This window comes from Mesorhizobium sp. C277A, from assembly GCF_040324395.1.
Lineage (GTDB): Bacteria > Pseudomonadota > Alphaproteobacteria > Rhizobiales > Rhizobiaceae > Mesorhizobium.
Genome location: NZ_JAMYVW010000002.1, coordinates 4,343,777 through 4,359,173, shown reverse-complemented (window position 1 = coordinate 4,359,173; position 15,397 = coordinate 4,343,777). Strand labels below are relative to the sequence as shown.

17 protein-coding genes are annotated in these 15,397 nt (G+C 64.3%); 7 read left to right on the top strand and 10 right to left on the bottom strand.

Annotated features, from left to right (window positions below; genetic code table 11):
* Positions 1-55 precede the first annotated feature (55 nt).
* A complete protein-coding gene (locus NKK52_RS21425) occupies positions 56-688 on the top strand; it encodes a pyridoxamine 5'-phosphate oxidase family protein (protein WP_023673310.1) in 633 nt (210 codons plus the stop codon).
* A 98-nt stretch (positions 689-786) separates the two neighbouring features.
* On the opposite strand, the gene NKK52_RS21420 is transcribed toward NKK52_RS21425, so the two are convergent.
* The 3 genes from NKK52_RS21420 to ftsE form a co-directional block, all read right to left on the bottom strand.
* Positions 787-1,506 (bottom strand): YdcF family protein, encoded by a 720-nt coding sequence (locus NKK52_RS21420; protein ID WP_023673311.1) that lies wholly within the window; start codon positions 1,504-1,506, stop codon positions 787-789.
* 133 nt (positions 1,507-1,639) lie between these two features.
* Positions 1,640-2,629, bottom strand: a complete 990-nt coding sequence (locus NKK52_RS21415; protein WP_023673312.1) for a cell division protein FtsX — start codon at positions 2,627-2,629, stop codon at positions 1,640-1,642.
* The gene (gene ftsE, locus NKK52_RS21410; protein WP_023685344.1) at positions 2,622-3,281 is read right to left on the bottom strand and encodes a cell division ATP-binding protein FtsE; all 660 of its coding nucleotides are present in this window, start codon (positions 3,279-3,281) and stop codon (positions 2,622-2,624) included. The genes NKK52_RS21415 and ftsE overlap by 8 nt, the downstream gene beginning before the upstream one ends.
* Positions 3,282-3,460: 179 nt before the next feature.
* On the opposite strand from ftsE, the gene NKK52_RS21405 reads away from it, so the two are divergent.
* The 3 genes from NKK52_RS21405 to NKK52_RS21395 all read left to right on the top strand — a co-directional run bounded on the left by NKK52_RS21405 (position 3,461) and on the right by NKK52_RS21395 (position 5,098).
* Positions 3,461-4,096 carry a hypothetical protein gene (locus NKK52_RS21405; RefSeq protein ID WP_023685343.1) on the top strand — a complete coding sequence of 212 codons (636 nt, stop codon included), beginning with the start codon at positions 3,461-3,463 and terminating at the stop codon, positions 4,094-4,096.
* Between the two features lie 23 nt (positions 4,097-4,119).
* Positions 4,120-4,662, top strand: a complete 543-nt coding sequence (hpt, locus tag NKK52_RS21400) for a hypoxanthine phosphoribosyltransferase (RefSeq protein WP_023673315.1) — start codon at positions 4,120-4,122, stop codon at positions 4,660-4,662.
* Between the two features lie 64 nt (positions 4,663-4,726).
* Positions 4,727-5,098: a response regulator gene (locus NKK52_RS21395; protein WP_023673316.1), complete on the top strand. Its 372-nt coding sequence runs from the start codon at positions 4,727-4,729 to the stop codon at positions 5,096-5,098.
* A gap of 6 nt (positions 5,099-5,104) precedes the next feature.
* Here NKK52_RS21395 and NKK52_RS21390 read toward each other — a convergent pair whose 3' ends face one another.
* Positions 5,105-6,055: a DMT family transporter gene (locus NKK52_RS21390; RefSeq protein WP_023686707.1), complete on the bottom strand. Its 951-nt coding sequence runs from the start codon at positions 6,053-6,055 to the stop codon at positions 5,105-5,107.
* 224 nt (positions 6,056-6,279) lie between these two features.
* Between NKK52_RS21390 and NKK52_RS21385 the strand changes: the two genes are divergently transcribed.
* Positions 6,280-7,143, top strand: a complete 864-nt coding sequence (locus NKK52_RS21385) for a LysR family transcriptional regulator (protein WP_023685341.1) — start codon at positions 6,280-6,282, stop codon at positions 7,141-7,143.
* Here NKK52_RS21385 and NKK52_RS21380 read toward each other — a convergent pair.
* From NKK52_RS21380 to NKK52_RS21370, 3 genes are all read right to left on the bottom strand, one after another.
* Positions 7,140-7,511: a glyoxalase superfamily protein gene (locus NKK52_RS21380; protein WP_023685340.1), complete on the bottom strand. Its 372-nt coding sequence runs from the start codon at positions 7,509-7,511 to the stop codon at positions 7,140-7,142. The two genes, NKK52_RS21385 and NKK52_RS21380, sit on opposite strands and share 4 nt — an antisense overlap.
* A 41-nt stretch (positions 7,512-7,552) precedes the next feature.
* Positions 7,553-10,141, bottom strand: coding sequence for a TIGR02302 family protein (locus NKK52_RS21375; RefSeq protein WP_023685339.1), 2,589 nt, complete (start codon positions 10,139-10,141; stop codon positions 7,553-7,555).
* Positions 10,142-10,276: 135 nt separating this feature from the next.
* Entirely contained in the window at positions 10,277-11,218 is a 942-nt protein-coding gene (locus tag NKK52_RS21370) for a threonine/serine dehydratase (RefSeq protein ID WP_023685338.1), read from the bottom strand.
* Between the two features lie 50 nt (positions 11,219-11,268).
* Here NKK52_RS21370 and NKK52_RS21365 point away from each other — a divergent pair, with 50 nt between their 5' ends.
* Positions 11,269-11,571, top strand: a complete 303-nt coding sequence (locus NKK52_RS21365) for an ArsR/SmtB family transcription factor (protein WP_023714970.1) — start codon at positions 11,269-11,271, stop codon at positions 11,569-11,571.
* A gap of 20 nt (positions 11,572-11,591) precedes the next feature.
* Here NKK52_RS21365 and lysA read toward each other — a convergent pair whose 3' ends face one another.
* The 3 genes from lysA to argH all read right to left on the bottom strand — a co-directional run bounded on the left by lysA (position 11,592) and on the right by argH (position 14,616).
* A complete protein-coding gene (gene lysA / locus NKK52_RS21360) occupies positions 11,592-12,860 on the bottom strand; it encodes a diaminopimelate decarboxylase (RefSeq protein WP_023685336.1) in 1,269 nt (422 codons plus the stop codon).
* 80 nt (positions 12,861-12,940) lie between these two features.
* Entirely contained in the window at positions 12,941-13,147 is a 207-nt protein-coding gene (locus tag NKK52_RS21355; protein ID WP_023673325.1) for a hypothetical protein, read from the bottom strand.
* A gap of 68 nt (positions 13,148-13,215) precedes the next feature.
* Positions 13,216-14,616 carry an argininosuccinate lyase gene (gene argH / locus NKK52_RS21350; protein ID WP_023685335.1) on the bottom strand — a complete coding sequence of 467 codons (1,401 nt, stop codon included), beginning with the start codon at positions 14,614-14,616 and terminating at the stop codon, positions 13,216-13,218.
* Positions 14,617-14,650: 34 nt separating this feature from the next.
* On the opposite strand from argH, the gene tlpA reads away from it, so the two are divergent.
* Positions 14,651-15,343 carry a thiol:disulfide interchange protein TlpA gene (gene tlpA, locus NKK52_RS21345; RefSeq protein WP_023685334.1) on the top strand — a complete coding sequence of 231 codons (693 nt, stop codon included), beginning with the start codon at positions 14,651-14,653 and terminating at the stop codon, positions 15,341-15,343.
* Positions 15,344-15,397: the final 54 nt, after the last annotated feature.

Sequence of the window (15,397 nt, the reverse complement as noted above, 5' to 3'; positions counted from 1 at the left end):
TGGAAGGACCTACCTCTTCGTACAATGGCCGTGTTTCGGCCTCGCGGAGGCTTCCATGAATGCTCATACTTTCACCAGCGATGTCGCCTTCACGCCGACGGTCAAGGCGATCCAGACCCGCAAAGGTTCGCGCAAGGGCTATGCCAGCGCCGAGGAGCGCGGCGGATGGCGCGCCCATATGACGCCCGACCTCGCCGACTTCATCGCGGCGCAGACCAGCGTCTTCCTGTCGACGGCAAATGGCGAGGGTCAGCCCTATATCCAGCATCGCGGCGGGCCAGCCGGCTTCCTCAAGGTGCTGGACGAGAAGACCATCGGCTTTGCCGATTTCTCCGGGAACAGGCAGTTCATCACGCAGGGGAATCTCGCCGACAACAACCAGGCATTCCTGTTCCTGATCGACTATGCGCATCGCCAGCGCGTCAAGATCTGGGGCACGGCGCGCGTCGTCGAGGACGATGCCGAGCTTCTGGCAAGGCTGATGCCGCAGGACTACAAGGCGCGCCCCGAGCAGGTCATCTTGTTCACCGTCTCGGCCTGGGATGCCAATTGCCCGCAACACATTCCGCAGCGATTCGAGGCCGCCGATGTCGCGGCCGCACTCGCCGAACGCGACAAGCGGATTGAAAGCCTCGAACAGGAGATTGCGCGGCTGCGTGGCGCGGAAGACGGCACGGCCAAGGGGTAATCGAGCGCCGTCAGAGTCGTCTGTCTGGACGCAATTCCCAAGGGAAAGCGTACGTGCTTTTCCCGGGGAAACCGCTACACACTTTTCCTGGAATTGCTTTAGTCCTTGGCGGTCGAAACCTCGGCCAGTGCGACGCTGTCGGCAGTCTGGCGGACCGGGACGACGCCGCGCGCAAGCGCCAGCAGGTATTTGCTGTATTCGGTCAGAAGCACGCGTAGCGCTTCCGGCTTGGTCAGCCAGTCGCCATTGTCCAGATTGGTGTTGACCACCGGATAGGGTTCAAGCCTGGCGCCATGCAGCAGGCGGCCCATCTCGAGCAGGCTGCGCGGCATGTGGTAATTGTTGGTGACGAGGATGACGCTGCCATAGGCGTGGCTCTCCACCCATTTAGCGCTTTCCTCGGCATTGCCGATCGTGTCGAGCGCGGCGCGGTCGATGTCGACACAGCAGGAAAACAGCGCCTTGTCGCCGCCGGTAGCAGCCTGCAATTGGCGGCGGCTGGCAGAGGGATGCACGCCTGAGATCAGCAGCCGCTCGCCCTTGCCGGAGGCAAGCAGATCGAGTGCTGCGTCGAGGCGGGCCTGACCGCCGGTCAAGACGATGATCGCATCGGCCTTGGCTGGGTTGGTCGGGGTCGTCATGTGGCTGACCTTGCTGGCGAACCAGCCGAAGCCACCGGCAAACAGGGCCACCAGCAGCAGTAGACAGAGGGAGGCGAGACGCAGGGCGGTGCGCAAACGGCCCAGCCCGGTACGCACACGCAAACGCACCACTGGCATCTGTCCAGCCGTTCCGGTCGACTCCCGCGCGTTCATCATCCTATGGTTAATCCTGAAATGCCTTTTTGGTAAGGAAAAAAGCGCACATTGCGTTACGTCGGTTTTCGATCCGTGATCGTCCCTTCCATTCCTGTCCTTGCCCCCGAACTGTTTTCGCTTCTGCCCTCACGGTTCACCCCGCATCCGGCTGGCGGACATCGATGTCGCTGAGATAGGCGACGACGGTGGCGTGCGAGGTCGCCGCCGTCAGTCCGCCGATCACCAGCACCATCAGGCCGACGCCGAGATAGCCTGCCGATCCGATGGCGAAATTGCCGAACAAAGCGGTGGCCTGGTCGGCCTGCGGCGTTGCCATGTTGCGCGACGACCACCAGGAAAAGACGATGAAAACCAGGATCGCGGCTGCGCCGCCGGCGGCCGCGCCCTTCATGCCGGTGACCAGGAAATGCCAGCGGAATTCGCGCGCGATGAAGCGCGCCTCGGCGCCGACGAAATGCAGCACTTCGATGATATGGCCGTTACCCGCCATAGCGCCGCGCGTCGCAAACACTACGGTCAGCACCGTCGCCGACAGCATCAGGACCAGCACGGCGATGCCGATGGTGACCGTGGTGCGGGCCATGGCGACCAGCCGGTCGACCCATGTACGGTGATCGTCGAGCGAAGCACTCGGCAGCTTGGGCGTGAGCGCCGCACGGATGGCGCTAAAGTCGGGCGGACTGGTCTCGTCGATGGTGACGATGATCAGGCGCGGCACCGGCAATTCGTCGATATTCAGGCCCGAGCCCAGCCATGGCTCCAACAGACGCGCGGTGGCGTCGCGATCGATGATCCGGGTTTCCTTCACGCCGGGGAATTCGCCGACGATCTGCGAGGCCTGGGCAAGGGCTGCCTCCATGTCGAGGCCGTCGACCGGTTTGATCTGAATCGTCGCCTCGCGCGAGATCTGGTTTTCCCAGACCGAGGCAGTGTCGCGCACCAGCGTGACGGCGCCGAAAGTCAGGCAGGACAGGAAGGTCATGATGGCGATGACCAGCACCAAGGCGCGGCCGGCAATATTCTGCGCCGGCACGATCGGCGCCATGCGGCGCTGGACGCGCTGCGTCGTCGTCGCGGGCTCGGCGGCGTCTTCATGCAGCTGTTCGGCCGATAGCTCAGTCATAAATATCCAGCCTTCCGCCGGCCAGGATCATGCGGCGCGCGTCGACCTGCTCCATCAGGCCGAGATCGTGAGTGGCGATCACCACCGCGGTGCCGAGCCGGTTGAGCTCAATGAACAGCCTGAGCAACCGGCGCGCCAGCGGCGGGTCGACATTGCCGGTCGGCTCGTCGGCAAGCAGGATTTCGGGCTGTTCGATCAAGGCCCGGGCGATTGCCGCGCGCTGCTTTTCGCCACCCGAAAGGACCGGCGGCAGCACATGCATGCGCTCGCCCAGGCCAACCCATTTCAAAAGTTCGGTGACGTCGGTGCGGTAGCTCGCTTCCTCGCGGCCGCGCACGCGCAGCGGCAGAGCGACATTCTCATAGGTGGTCATGTGGTCGAGCAGGCGGAAATCCTGGAACACCACGCCGATGCGGCGCCTGAGATGCGGCAGTTCAGCGCGCGAGATGCGCGAGCGGTCCTTGCCGAAGATGGTGATCAGCCCGCGTGTCGGCTTCAGCGACATGAACAGAAGGCGCAGCAGCGTCGTCTTGCCGGCGCCGGAGGGCCCGCTCAGGAACTGGAAGGAGCTCTCCGGAATGTGCAGGGAGATGTCGCGGAGGATTTCCGGACCCATGCCATAGCGGAGGCCGACATTTTCGAAGCGGATCACGTGCGACGACCTGAGGTGTGTGGCGGCGGCGTGCCAGCCCTTTCTGTCCAACGACCATCGGCCGCCATGGTTAACCGTCGGTTAATTCTCGCTGTTTTTGAGTGCGTCACAAGGGGCCGGTGGGGAAGCGTTAACCATTTCCATTTACGCAAAAGAAACGAAGAGGCAACAGCGGGGCCATGATGGCTGAGCAACGAACCGCGCGCCCGGTTTCCGGCGAAATCATGACCGGGACAAGTGTCGCACCGGAATCGCGGCCTGTGGCGACCGACATCGTCGATGCGGATTATGAGGTGCTGCCGCAGCTGATCCCACTGATAGAAGCCATGCCGACGCCGGCGCGCGACATCGCGACGCCGTCGATGGAAGGCATGGAGATGCTGCGCAAATCAGATGCGTCAGCCGGGCGGCCGGCATCGCGTGGCGGGCCGATCTTCTGGATTGCCGGCATCGGTGCGGCGCTTGCCGCCTTCTGGGTCTCGGGTGGCCACGCGCTGGTGCGCCAGACGCCGTTCTGGTCAGTCGAACAGCCGGAGGGCGCCGTACTCAGCATTGCCGGCGTCACGTCGCGTGTCGACGCCTCAGGACCCGCCCCGGTGCTGTTCGTGGATGGTGAGGCCGTCAATGACGGTTTGAAGGCGGGACAATTGCCGCCGCTGGAGATACGTGTCACCGGCAATGACAGCCGCATCACCCGTTATACTCTGGGGACATCCAACCGTTCTCTGGCGCCCGGCGAAAGATTCGGCTTTTCCAGCCGCCTCGATGTGCCTAGAAACGGCGTCAAGGCCGTGGCGGTCACCTTCGCCGGCTAGTCGGTTCTCTGGAAAGGTTGTTGATGCCAGTTGTGCGCGGCAAGGACATCGAGGTCCTGTTTTCGGCGTCCGCGATCGCGCGGCGCAATCTCGAACTCGCCAAGGAGATCGCCGAGCACGACTATCACGACCTGCTGGTGATTTCGGTGCTGAAGGGCTCGTTCATCTTCGCCGCCGATCTGATCCGCGCCATGCACGATGTCGGGCTGTCGCCGGAGGTCGAGTTCATCTTCATTTCCAGCTATGGCGCCGGCACCACCAGCGGCGAGGTGAGGGTGCTGCGCGACATCGACAATGAGGTCGCCGGCCGCGACGTGCTGCTGATCGACGATATCCTGGAGTCGGGCAAGACGCTCTCCTTCACCCGCAACCTGATGCTGTCGCGCGGCGCCAAAAGCTGCGCCATCGCGGTGCTGTTGGACAAGCGCATGCGCCGCCAGACGGAGCTGAACGCCGACTATGTCGGCTTCGACTGTCCCGATTACTTCGTCGTCGGCTACGGCATGGACGTCGCTCACGCTTTTCGCGAACTGCCGTTTGTCGGTGTCGTCAAAGGCGATGCCTGAGAAAAGGCCCCCGACGCTTCAAATTTTCAGAAAAAGTCAACTTTTGCCCGCCAAATTCCGGCCCATGGCAAAGCTTCTGATCGTCGAGGACGATGAGTCCGTCCGCACCCTCGCCGCCCGCGCGCTCGAACGCGCCGGGCACTCGATCGATATCGCCGCCGACGGCGCGCAGGGGCTGGCGATGGTCAGTGCTGCAGGCGGCGGCTACGACCTCGTCGTCTCCGATATCCGCATGCCGGAAATGGACGGCATCGAGATGGCGATCGCCGCAGCCAGGCTTTTCCCTGACATGAAGATCCTGCTGATGACCGGCTATGCCGACCAGCGCGAGCGCGCCGAGGAATTGAACGGCATCATTATCGACGTCGTGCAAAAGCCTTTCACGCTGGCCGAAATCCGCTCGCGGGTCGACCAGGCGCTCGCCTGCTTCGCCTGACACGCTTCAGGCGGCATCCTGAGACGCGGCGAGGACAGGCGCAGCGCTCCGGCGCCGTTCGGTGTTGAGCGCCAGCAGACCGGCGCCGATGATCAGCGCCGCACCGATGGCGGTGGTCGAGCGCGGCACCTCGTCGAAGAACAGGAAGCCCCACAGCGGCGACCAGATAATCCCGGTGTATTCGAAGGTGGCGACGCGGTTGGCGGGCGCCAGCCTGTAGGCCTGCGACAGCAGGATCATGCCGGCCGAAGCGACGAAGCCGCAGGCCGCCATCTTGAGGAAATCCGGTGTCGTCGGCCAGACCCACGGCCGCACCAGGAATTCGAGGCTGGGGTGGACAGCATGGGTTATGCCGGCAAGCCAGAATGTGCCGGCAACCGCAGCGGCGCCGACCAGATAGGCGCCGTTCTGGTAGAAGGCCATGACGGTGGAGGATTCGGTGTCGCCGATCTTGCGCGCCATCAGCTGTGAAAAGCCGTAGAGCAAAGCCGAGCCCAACGAAAGCAGCGCCGCCCAGTCGAACAGGCCGGCGCCCGGGCGCAGCATCACGACCACGCCCAGCATGCCGATCAGCACGGTGGCGAGAGCCTGCCAGGATACCCGCTCGCCGAGATAGGGCCCGGCTATCGCCATGATGAACAGGGGCGCCATGAAATAGAGCGCCACCGCGTCGGCGAGCGGCAAGGCAGCGATCGCCAGATAGTAGACCGTATAGGAGGAGAACTGGATGAAGGCGCGTATCGTCAGCAGGCCGAACCGCTTCGAGGCGATGGCCCGCAGGCCGACATCGGCGCGAACGAGAACGACCAGGATCGGCAAAGCGACGATCGAGCGGATCCACATCACCTCGGTCACGGGATAGCCGGCCGACACCGCCTTGACCAGCGGGTCCTGGAGCGAGAACACCAGCACGCCAAGGCACAGGCTGATGATGCCGAGAACGATCCGGTTGCGCATGTTGTTCTGCCGGCCCTTGCCTTAACTGCCCGCAGGCGCCCGGCCTGGGTAAAAAGAACCCGCCACCGTTTCGGGCAGCGGGTATGAGTGAGGACTCTTTGATTGGTCCGCAGCCGGTTTCGCGGCGGCATATCCAATGGGTGAGCGGACTATGCTGCGGCGTTTGACATGTTGCAAACGAATTGGAATGATACCAGAGATCAAATTTGCTTATGACGGATTCGATGCGGCCAACCCTCGACAGCGATCTCCTGCGCACCTTCGTCGCCATTGCCGAAGCGGGCAATTTCACCCGGGCGGCGGAGCAGGCCGGGCGCACCCAGTCGGCGGTGTCGATGCAGATGAAGAAGCTCGAGGAGCTGGTCGGCGACAGCCTGTTCGAACGCGGCTCGCGCGGCGTGGCGCTGACGCGCCGTGGCGGCGAGCTGATCGTCAATGCCCGCCGCATCGTCTCTCTGCTCGACGAGACGGCGGCATCGATGGCGGCGGCACCGCTTGGCGGGCCTGTGCGCATCGGCATTCCCGAGGAATATGGTCACGCCATCCTGTCGCGCGCGCTCGGCGCCTTCTCGAAGCGTCACACCAAGGTCGAGGTCACCGTGCGCTATGCACATTCGGGCGCCCAGCTGGCAGCGTTGGGGGCCGGTGAACTCGACCTCGCCGTGGTGTTCGAATGGCAGGATCCTTCCGGCGGCGAGGTGCTGATGCACGATCCGACCGTGTGGGTGACATCGAGCCTGCATCACATGCATGAGGAGCGGCCGGTGCCGATCGCGCTCTACAACCGGGCCGGCTGGTGCAAGGACTTTGCCATCAAATCGCTTGAGCAGCGTGGGCTGGCCTACCGTGTCGCCTATACCAGCGACACCACCGGCGGCCTGAAGCTCGCCGTCACCTCTGGCCTGGCGATCGCGCCGATCTCGCACAGCAATATTCCGGATGGCTGTCGTGAACTCACCGCCGCTGACGGGTTCGGCCATATCGATTCCTCGAATGTGGTGATGCACCGCAGCCCAAATGCCTCAGGCGAAGCTATCGACGGCATGCAGGAGGCGATCCGCGAGGCGTTCGTCAACCGGCCGGCTTAGTCTGTTGCATCCTCGTAGAAATGCAGGCGATTGCCGAAGGGGTCGCCGACCGACACTTCACGGGTCTGCCACGACGTGGTTTCGAGGCCCGGCCGGGCGTAGCGGTATCTCTTGCCGATCAGTTCGCGGTGCAACGCCGCGATGTCCTCAACCTTGATGCGCATGGCTATACCCGGCGCGCCGTCGCCATGATGTTCGCTCAGATGCAGGACACAGCCGTCGCGGATTACACCCATGTAGAGCGGCGCATTGTCGTCGAAGCGGTGCTCGAACTCGACCTTGAAGCCGAGAAAGTCGACATAGAATTCGCGTGCCTTGGCGATGTCGAAGATGCGCAGGATGGGCGTGACGGCACCGAGTTTCGGCATGGCGCTGATACCATTCAGTTCGACGGATGTTGCCTTGGAGGCTACTTCAGCTCCAGCAGCCGCTCGAGGTAGCTGCGCTCGATGTCGGGGCTGAGCGCGTTGCCGAGCCGCTTGCGAATCGCCTCGAGAATCTGGCGGGCGCGCTGCACGTCGATCTCGTCGGGCACCTTCACCGAATCGCCGAAATCGGGTCCGCGGCTGGCGCGCGGTCGGCCCAGCGGATCGCGGCCGGCGTCCTGTTGGCGGCCGCCTTCCTGGCTGCCGCCCTGGTCGCCCTGCATCGCCTGCAGCTGCTTCATCATCTCCTTGGCGCCCTTGCGCAGCGCTTCCAGCGCGCGACCCTGGTGGCCGACTGCCTGGTCGCCTTCGCCTTCGCCAAGCGACTTTTCGGCATTGCCCATGGATTTGCCAGCGTCGCCAAACCCCTCATTGGGTTGCATGCCCATGCCTTCCAGGCCCTTCTTCAGCTTGTCGAGTTCGCTCTGCAACTGGCCCTGGCCTTCCTGCAACTGCTTCATCGCATCAGCGAATTCCTGCGGTGTCATCGACTTCGGCCGGGCGAGAGGATCGCGATCCTTGCCGACGCCCGGCTGGTCCGGGTCGTCGCCATTGCCTTCGCCGGGCTGCTGATTATCTCCGCGCTGCATCTGGTCCATGCGGTAGGTGTCGTTCATCATCTCCTGCTGGCGGCGCATGATCTCGCCCAGCTTGTCCATCTGCTGGCGCATCTCGCTGTCCTGCTCGCCGCCCTGCTGCTGACGGCCGGCCTGCAGGTTGTTCATCATGTTTTCCAGCTGCGACAGCAGCTCCTGCGCCTTGTCGCGGTCGCCCGACTTCGCCAGGTTCTCGATCTGGTCCATCATGCGGTCGATATCACTCTGACGCAGCTCGCGACCATTCTGCTGCATCTGCGGCGCGTTCGGGTTCTGCTTGGCGCGCTCGGCGAATTCCTGCAGGAATTCGTTCATCGCCTCGCGCAGTTCCTTCATCGCCTTTTCGATCTCTTCGTCGCTGGCGCCGCGCTTGATGGCGTCCTGCAGCGCCTGCTGGGCCTGGCGGAGCCGCTTTTCGGCGGACGAGAGATTGCCTTCCTCGATGCCGAGCGCGATTTCCCAGAGATAGGCAACCTCGTTGCGCAACTGATCGTCGCTGTCCGACATCTTCAGCCGGCTGCGGGCGCTCATGATGGCGAGGTAATGCGACATGTTGTCGAACGTGTCCTCGGGCCGCAGCGTGATGGCGTCCATCAGGTCGAGCACGCGCGGCTTGGCATTGGCGTCGAGCGCCAGTAGGCGGCGCTGCTCGACCACCGCCCGCGCCAGCGGGTTGGCGAAGGGCCGCTCCGGCATCACAATAGTCTTGGTTTCGCTGGTCGCGGTGTGTCCGGCATCGTCGGTGGCGACAAGCGACAGCTTGATGCTGGCGCCGGCCCAGACGTGTTCGGTGAGGTCCTTGGTGGTCTTGGCGGCGTTCGCCTTGCCGCCGCGGCGCGGCAGCGCCAGCGGCAGGTCAGGCGGACCGTAGAGCGGATGCGCATCGGGCGCCGCCGGATCGGCCAACGCGAAAACCGCCTTGGCGGTGGCCGCGCCATAGTCGTCGTCGATCTGGTAGTTGAGCTCGAAGGCGCCGTTGACGGCGCGCTTGGGCTCGCCGACGAAGCGGATCGTCGGCGGCTTGTCGGGGATCACCGCGAAGGCCCAGCGACCGAGATCGGCTTCGCCCGACTTCAGCGTCAGCGTCCCGTCGGCGGTCAGCTTGCCGGTGAACTGGCGCAGCTTGGGGGTCGCGGGGTTGACCGCCGCTGCCTTGACGGCCGCCACCTGTGGTCCCGACGGGTCGATGGCGCGAGCATTGCCGCCCTTGTCGGCAAAGCTTAGCGTTTCCTCGCCGGAGCCGCCGGTCACGCGCAGCGAGACGTCGCTGCCTTGCGGCACGGTGAAGGTGGCAACCGCCTGCTTGGCGTTGCCATCGATGACTGGCGCGGTCAAGAAGATGGGCGGCTTGCCGGTATAGGCCGGCGGGGTCACCCAGGCATCGATGCGCGGCGGTACGATGTCGCGCGCCGCATGGGCACTGAAACCATCGGACAGCCTGCCGCCGGACGGTCCGAAGGAAAAGGCAAAAGCGGTGACCAACAGCAGCGCCGCCACGGCACGCAATGCCCACGGATCGCGCTCCGGCACGCGGGTACGCGGCAGGTCGGCGCCAAGGCTGCCGAGCTTGTCGGCCATGCGCTTTTGGTGTTCGCGCCACAACGCCTGGGAAAAGATGCTTTCCTTGCCGCTGGGACGGTCGGTCTGCACCAGCACCGGGCTGTGCTGCAGCTGGTTGGCGGCCTCGATACGGCGGTCGATTTCAGCGGCGGATGGAAGCTTGAAGAAACGCAGCGGGTAGAGCGCCGCCAGCGTGGCAATACCGAACGCCGTGACCAGGATAATGCGCGCAATGTCAGGCAGCCGGGGGAAAAGGCCGAGCCAGGAGAGGCTGAGAAACAGGCTGGCGACGATGAGCAGCGGCAGAAGCAGCGGCCAGCCGCGCTCGACCGTCATCGAGACCCGTGTCGCCAGCCGGCTCAGGGCAAGCCGCCCGGCCAGGCTGCGATCGCCACTGGAAATGGGGCGTTCCGTCATCGGCCCTTCCTGCCCGGGCGGGATAGCCCGGACTCAACAAGCAGAAGTTTACCAGCAAACACGGCAAAGGCGAGGCGGTTCCGGAAAACTTGAAAAGCTTTGGCGGGTTTGCGTCCCACTTCAGTCGAAGCAAGGTTAGAATTTCGCCGGATCGGTATTCGAGCCGCAGACAAGGACGGCGATCCGCTCGCCCGGCGCCGGTGTGTAGCGGCCGGACAAGAGAGCCGCAAAGGCTGCGGCGCCACCCGGCTCGGCGATGATCCGCACCCGCTCCCACAGCGCCCTCTGCGCGGCAATAATGGCGTCGTCGGTGACCAGGATGGAGCGTTCGACGAAGGCCTCGGCGATCGGGAACATCATCTCGCCGACGCGTTTGGGCGCCAGCGAATCGGCGGCGACGCCTCCGGCGGGCGCATCGACAGGGAGGCCGGCTTCGAAGGCGCGATGCAGCGTCGGCGCGCCTTCGGGCTCGATGGCGATGATCCTGATGCGGCCGGCAAACCAGGCGGCGATGCCGCCGATCAGGCCGCCGCCGCCGACAGCGACCAGCAGCGTGTCGATGTCGGGCAGATCGTTTTCGATTTCGAGGCCGAGCGTGCCTTGGCCGACCAATGTTTCCTCCTGGTTGAAGGCATGGATCTGCAGCGCGCCGGTCTTTTCAGCGAAAGCCTCGCTGGCGGCCAGCGCCTCGGCATAGCGGGCGCCGCCGACGATCAGTTCGGCGCCGTAGCCGCGGATGCGCTGCAGCTTGGCCGGTGGGCTGACTTCGGGAACGAAGATCGTCGCCTTGTGGCCAAGCCGCATGGCGGCATAGGCGACCGCGGCGCCATGATTGCCGCCCGAAGCCGCAACCACGCCGGCCGCAGGCACCGGCCGTTCGAGCAGATTGGTGAAGGCGCCGCGCGCTTTGAACGAACCGGAATGCTGCAGGCATTCGAGCTTGAGGTCGACCGCCAGCGGCGGCCGGTCGAAATCGGCCATGTCGACGCGCAGCACCGGCGTGTGCCTGATATAGCGGCGGATGCGCGGTTCCATCGCGGCAATGCGTTCGCGCGTGACGGTGTTGCCGTTCGTCATGACCATCTCCTTGGGATTGACAGCAATTAGTAACTTGGCAAAATGGCTAAATGCAAGAGGTTGATCTCTTCAAGGCGATCGCCAACGAACGCAGGCTGCAGATCCTCGACTGGCTGAAGGATCCGCAGGCGCATTTCCCGGCCCAGGCAGACGGCGATCTGGTCGAGGACGGCGTTTGCGCGCTGCTGATCGCGGAGAAGCTCGGCATTACGCAGGCGACGCTCTCCGAACATATGCGCGTGCTTACCCAGGCCGGCCTGCTGCGCCCCAAGCGCATCAAGCAATGGACGTTCTACCGCCGCGACGAGGACAGGATCGCCGACACAAGGATGCTCATCCAAAACCGGCTGTAGCGCAGCCGCCGTGGCGGCTCCTATGCAAGCCAGTCGGGCACCGAATCCAGGCCGATCAGTTCGTCATAGGTCTGGCGCCGGCGTACGACATGGAAACGGTCGCCGTCGACCAGAACCTCGGGCACCAGAAGGCGGGTGTTGTAGGTGCCGGATTGCACCGCGCCATAGGCGCCGGCGGTGGTGACGGCAATGAGGTCGCCAGACTTGAGCCGGGGCAGGTCACGGTCGAGGCCGAGATAGTCGCCGGTCTCGCAGACCGGGCCGACGACGTCGACCGCCATGCGCGGCGTGTCGGCCGGCGGCTGCACCACCGGCTTGATGTCGTGGAAGGCATCGTAGAGCGTCGGCCGGATCAGATCGTTCATGGCGGCGTCGACGACGAGGAAGTTCTTGGCGTCGCCTTCCTTCACGAAGATCACTTCCGAGACCAGGATGCCGGCATTGCCGACGATCAGCCGGCCCGGCTCGAACATCACCTTCACTCCAAGCTTTGTCAGGTGCTTCCTGACGATCTCGGCATAGGCATCGGGCAGAGGCGGCGGGCTGTTGTCGGTGCGGTAGGGGATGCCGAGGCCGCCGCCGAGATCGACATGCTCGACGGCGTGGCCATCGGCGCGCAGCGCGCCGACCAGTTCCGCCAGAAGCGCGAAAGCATCGTCAAAGGGCTGCAACTCGGTGATCTGGCTGCCGATATGGGTATCGATGCCGATGGGCTTGGTGCCCGGCAAACCGGCCGCGCGGGCATAGACCTGGCGCGCCCGTTGCCAGGGAATGCCGAACTTGTTCTCGGCCTTGCCGGTGGAGATCTTCCTGTGCGTCCTGGCGTCGACATCCGGGTTGATGCGCAGCGACACCGGCGCCACCTTGCCGAGCGCGGTGGCGCGGGCCGACAGCAATTCAAGCTCCGGCTCGGATTCGACATTGAAACAGAGAATGCCGGCCTCGAGCGCGAAATCCATCTCGCGCGCGGTCTTGCCGACACCGGAAAACACGATCTTGTTGGCCGGGATTCCGGCGGCGAGCGCGCGGCGCATTTCGCCTTCCGAGACGGTATCGGCGCCGGCGCCGAGCTTTGCCAGCGTCCGCAGCACCGCCTGGTTGGAATTCGCCTTCAAGGCGTAACAGACCAGCGTGTCGAGCCCGGCAAAGGCCCCGGCGAACACCCGGTAGTGTCTGGTCAAGGTTGCCGTCGAATAACAATAGAACGGCGTGCCGACGCTTGCGGCGATGTCTGGTATCGCCACGTCCTCGGCATGGAGCACGCCGTCGCGGTAATCGAAATGGTTCACGAGAGTGTTTCCGGAAGTTGGAGCACGAGACCTGGTTAGCACGAGACCTGGTCAGAAAGACCAAGCCGGTCTCATCGGCCCTAGATCAGCGGGTCGAGGATGAATTTCTTGTCCACGACCGGTTTTTCCGGCTCCGGCGGCACCGGCTGTTTGGCGCGCTCGGCGTCCTTGCGGGCCTGGACGGCCGCTTCATAGGGCGTGTCGAGACCGGCCTTACGGCCGCAAGCGGTCACGGCAGCCATCGCCGTCAGCAGCGTCAGCGTCACCAAAATCCTGCTTGCGGTCATCGATCCATCCGTCCGAAACTTTATATGCTGCGCTTTTAACCGAGTTTTAGGCGCATTGCACCCCGGCATCATGCCTTGGCGATGCGCTTTTTCCAGCTGCGGATCTGCTTCCTGACCTCCGACGGCGCCGTGCCGCCGAAACTGGTGCGGCTCTTCACCGAATTCTGCACCGCCAGAACCGAGAAGATGTCTGCCGTGATGCCGGGGTTGATCGACTGCAGATCCTCCAGCGACAGCTTTTCAAGGCTCACCTTCTTCTCTTCGGCCAACGCCACTGCGCCGCCGGTGACATGGTGTGCCTCACGGAAGGGCAGGCCCAGCGTTCGCACCAGCCAGTCGGCGAGGTCGGTCGCGGTCGCGTGGCCCGAGCCGGCGGCCTTCTTCATGGCGGCGGCATTGACCGTCATGTCGCGCACCATGCCGGTCATCGCCGCCAGCATCAGATCGAGGGTCTCGGCGGCGTCGAAGACCGATTCCTTGTCTTCCTGCATGTCCTTGCCGTAGGTCAGCGGCATGCCCTTCATCACCGTCAGCAGCCCGACGAGATGGCCGGTGACGCGGCCGGTCTTGCCGCGCACCAGTTCGGCGGCGTCCGGGTTCTTCTTCTGCGGCATGATTGAGGAGCCGGTGGAGAAACTGTCCGACAGTCTGACAAAGCCGAATTGCGGCGTCGACCAGATGATGATTTCTTCGGCGAGCCGCGACAGATGCGTGGCGGAGATCGCCACCAGGCTCAAAAACTCCAGCGCGAAATCGCGGTCGGAGACGCTGTCCAGCGAATTGCGCATCGGCTCGCGGAAGCCGAGCGCCTTGGCGGTCTTGTGGCGATCGATCGGAAAACTGGTGCCGGCAAGCGCTGCCGCGCCGAGCGGGCTTTCATCCATCCGCTCGATGGCGTCGCGGACGCGCGACAGGTCGCGCGAAAACATCTCGACATAGGCCATGCAGTGGTGGCCGAAGGTCACCGGCTGCGCCGCCTGCATGTGGGTGAAGCCCGGCATCACGGTTGCCGCATGCTCCTCGGCGCGCTCGAGCAAGGCTGAGATCAGCCCCTTCAGCGCCTCGGCGACGCGGAAACATTCGTCCTTGACCCAGAGCCGGAGATCCACCGCCACCTGGTCGTTGCGCGAGCGGGCGGTGTGCAGGCGGCCGGCGGCCGGGCCGATCAGGTCGGCAAGGCGGGCCTCGATATTCATATGGATGTCTTCCAGCCGGGTCGAGAACTCGAACGTGCCGGCCTCGATCTCTTTTAGGATCGTGTTCAGCCCGTGAGCGATTTTTTCTTGATCGGCCGCCGAAATAATGCCCGTTTCAGCCAACATCTCGCTGTGGGCGATCGAACCTCTTATGTCTTGGGCATAGAGTTTGCGGTCGAACGAAATCGACGCGTTGATCGCTTCCATGATCGCGGCCGGACCCGAGGCAAAACGTCCGCCCCACATCTGGTTGCTGGCCTTCTTGTCGCTCATCGCTATAACCCGTGCTCCGGAGCAGTCTTAGAAAATGGCAGACGGTAACAGATACTTCCCGGCCCCGCGCCTGATCCTCGCCGCTTTGCTGGCGGGCGTGCTGGCCGGCGCGGTCGCGGTATATGTCAGCGAGAGCGGGTCTGGCAACAACGCAGCCACCGGCAGCGCACCTGCGGCCGGCGCGGGCAACAGCAAGAACGATGTCGCCTGCGCCGCCAAGAGCGACCGCGCCAAAAAGGTTGCCGCCGCGGCCACCGGCCAGGTGGCGGCATTGCTGCCCGCCGATCCGCCGCAATCGCTGAAAAGTCTCGCCTTCAACGGTCCCGACGGCAAGCCGATGACGATCGCCGATCATGCCGGCAAGACCGTGCTGCTCAATTTGTGGGCAACGTGGTGCGCGCCCTGCCGCGCCGAAATGCCGGCGCTCGACGCCTTGCAGAAGGAAAAGGGCAGCGATGCCTTCGAAGTGGTCGCGGTCAATGTCGATGCCGGCGACGATGTGAAGCCGAAGAAGTTCCTCGCCGATATCGGCATCGGGTCGCTCGGCTACTACCGCGATTCGACGCTGGCGCTGTTCAACGACGTCAAGACGCGCGGCTTGGCGCTAGGCCTCCCCGTCACCATGCTGATCGATGGCGAAGGCTGCCTGATCGCGCATATGAACGGACCGGCCGAATGGTCGGGACCGGATGCCAAGCACCTGGTTGAGGCCGCACTCGCCCCTTAGAGCGGTTCACCGTTTCGTCGAAACGGCTACCCGCGCTAACTTTTTTGTTTCGAC

What these genes read in the sequence shown, in the direction of transcription:
- NKK52_RS21425 (WP_023673310.1), top strand. Translation starts at nt 56, where the DNA reads ATGAATGCTCATACTTTCACCAGCGATGTCGCCTTCACGCCGACGGTC.
- NKK52_RS21420 (WP_023673311.1), bottom strand. Translation starts at nt 1,506, where the DNA reads ATGATGAACGCGCGGGAGTCGACCGGAACGGCTGGACAGATGCCAGTG.
- NKK52_RS21415 (WP_023673312.1), bottom strand. Translation starts at nt 2,629, where the DNA reads ATGACTGAGCTATCGGCCGAACAGCTGCATGAAGACGCCGCCGAGCCC.
- NKK52_RS21405 (WP_023685343.1), top strand. Translation starts at nt 3,461, where the DNA reads ATGATGGCTGAGCAACGAACCGCGCGCCCGGTTTCCGGCGAAATCATG.
- hpt (WP_023673315.1), top strand. Translation starts at nt 4,120, where the DNA reads ATGCCAGTTGTGCGCGGCAAGGACATCGAGGTCCTGTTTTCGGCGTCC.
- NKK52_RS21395 (WP_023673316.1), top strand. Translation starts at nt 4,727, where the DNA reads ATGGCAAAGCTTCTGATCGTCGAGGACGATGAGTCCGTCCGCACCCTC.
- NKK52_RS21390 (WP_023686707.1), bottom strand. Translation starts at nt 6,055, where the DNA reads ATGCGCAACCGGATCGTTCTCGGCATCATCAGCCTGTGCCTTGGCGTG.
- NKK52_RS21385 (WP_023685341.1), top strand. Translation starts at nt 6,280, where the DNA reads ATGCGGCCAACCCTCGACAGCGATCTCCTGCGCACCTTCGTCGCCATT.
- NKK52_RS21380 (WP_023685340.1), bottom strand. Translation starts at nt 7,511, where the DNA reads ATGCCGAAACTCGGTGCCGTCACGCCCATCCTGCGCATCTTCGACATC.
- NKK52_RS21375 (WP_023685339.1), bottom strand. Translation starts at nt 10,141, where the DNA reads ATGACGGAACGCCCCATTTCCAGTGGCGATCGCAGCCTGGCCGGGCGG.
- NKK52_RS21370 (WP_023685338.1), bottom strand. Translation starts at nt 11,218, where the DNA reads ATGACGAACGGCAACACCGTCACGCGCGAACGCATTGCCGCGATGGAA.
- NKK52_RS21365 (WP_023714970.1), top strand. Translation starts at nt 11,269, where the DNA reads ATGCAAGAGGTTGATCTCTTCAAGGCGATCGCCAACGAACGCAGGCTG.
- NKK52_RS21355 (WP_023673325.1), bottom strand. Translation starts at nt 13,147, where the DNA reads ATGACCGCAAGCAGGATTTTGGTGACGCTGACGCTGCTGACGGCGATG.
- argH (WP_023685335.1), bottom strand. Translation starts at nt 14,616, where the DNA reads ATGAGCGACAAGAAGGCCAGCAACCAGATGTGGGGCGGACGTTTTGCC.
- tlpA (WP_023685334.1), top strand. Translation starts at nt 14,651, where the DNA reads ATGGCAGACGGTAACAGATACTTCCCGGCCCCGCGCCTGATCCTCGCC.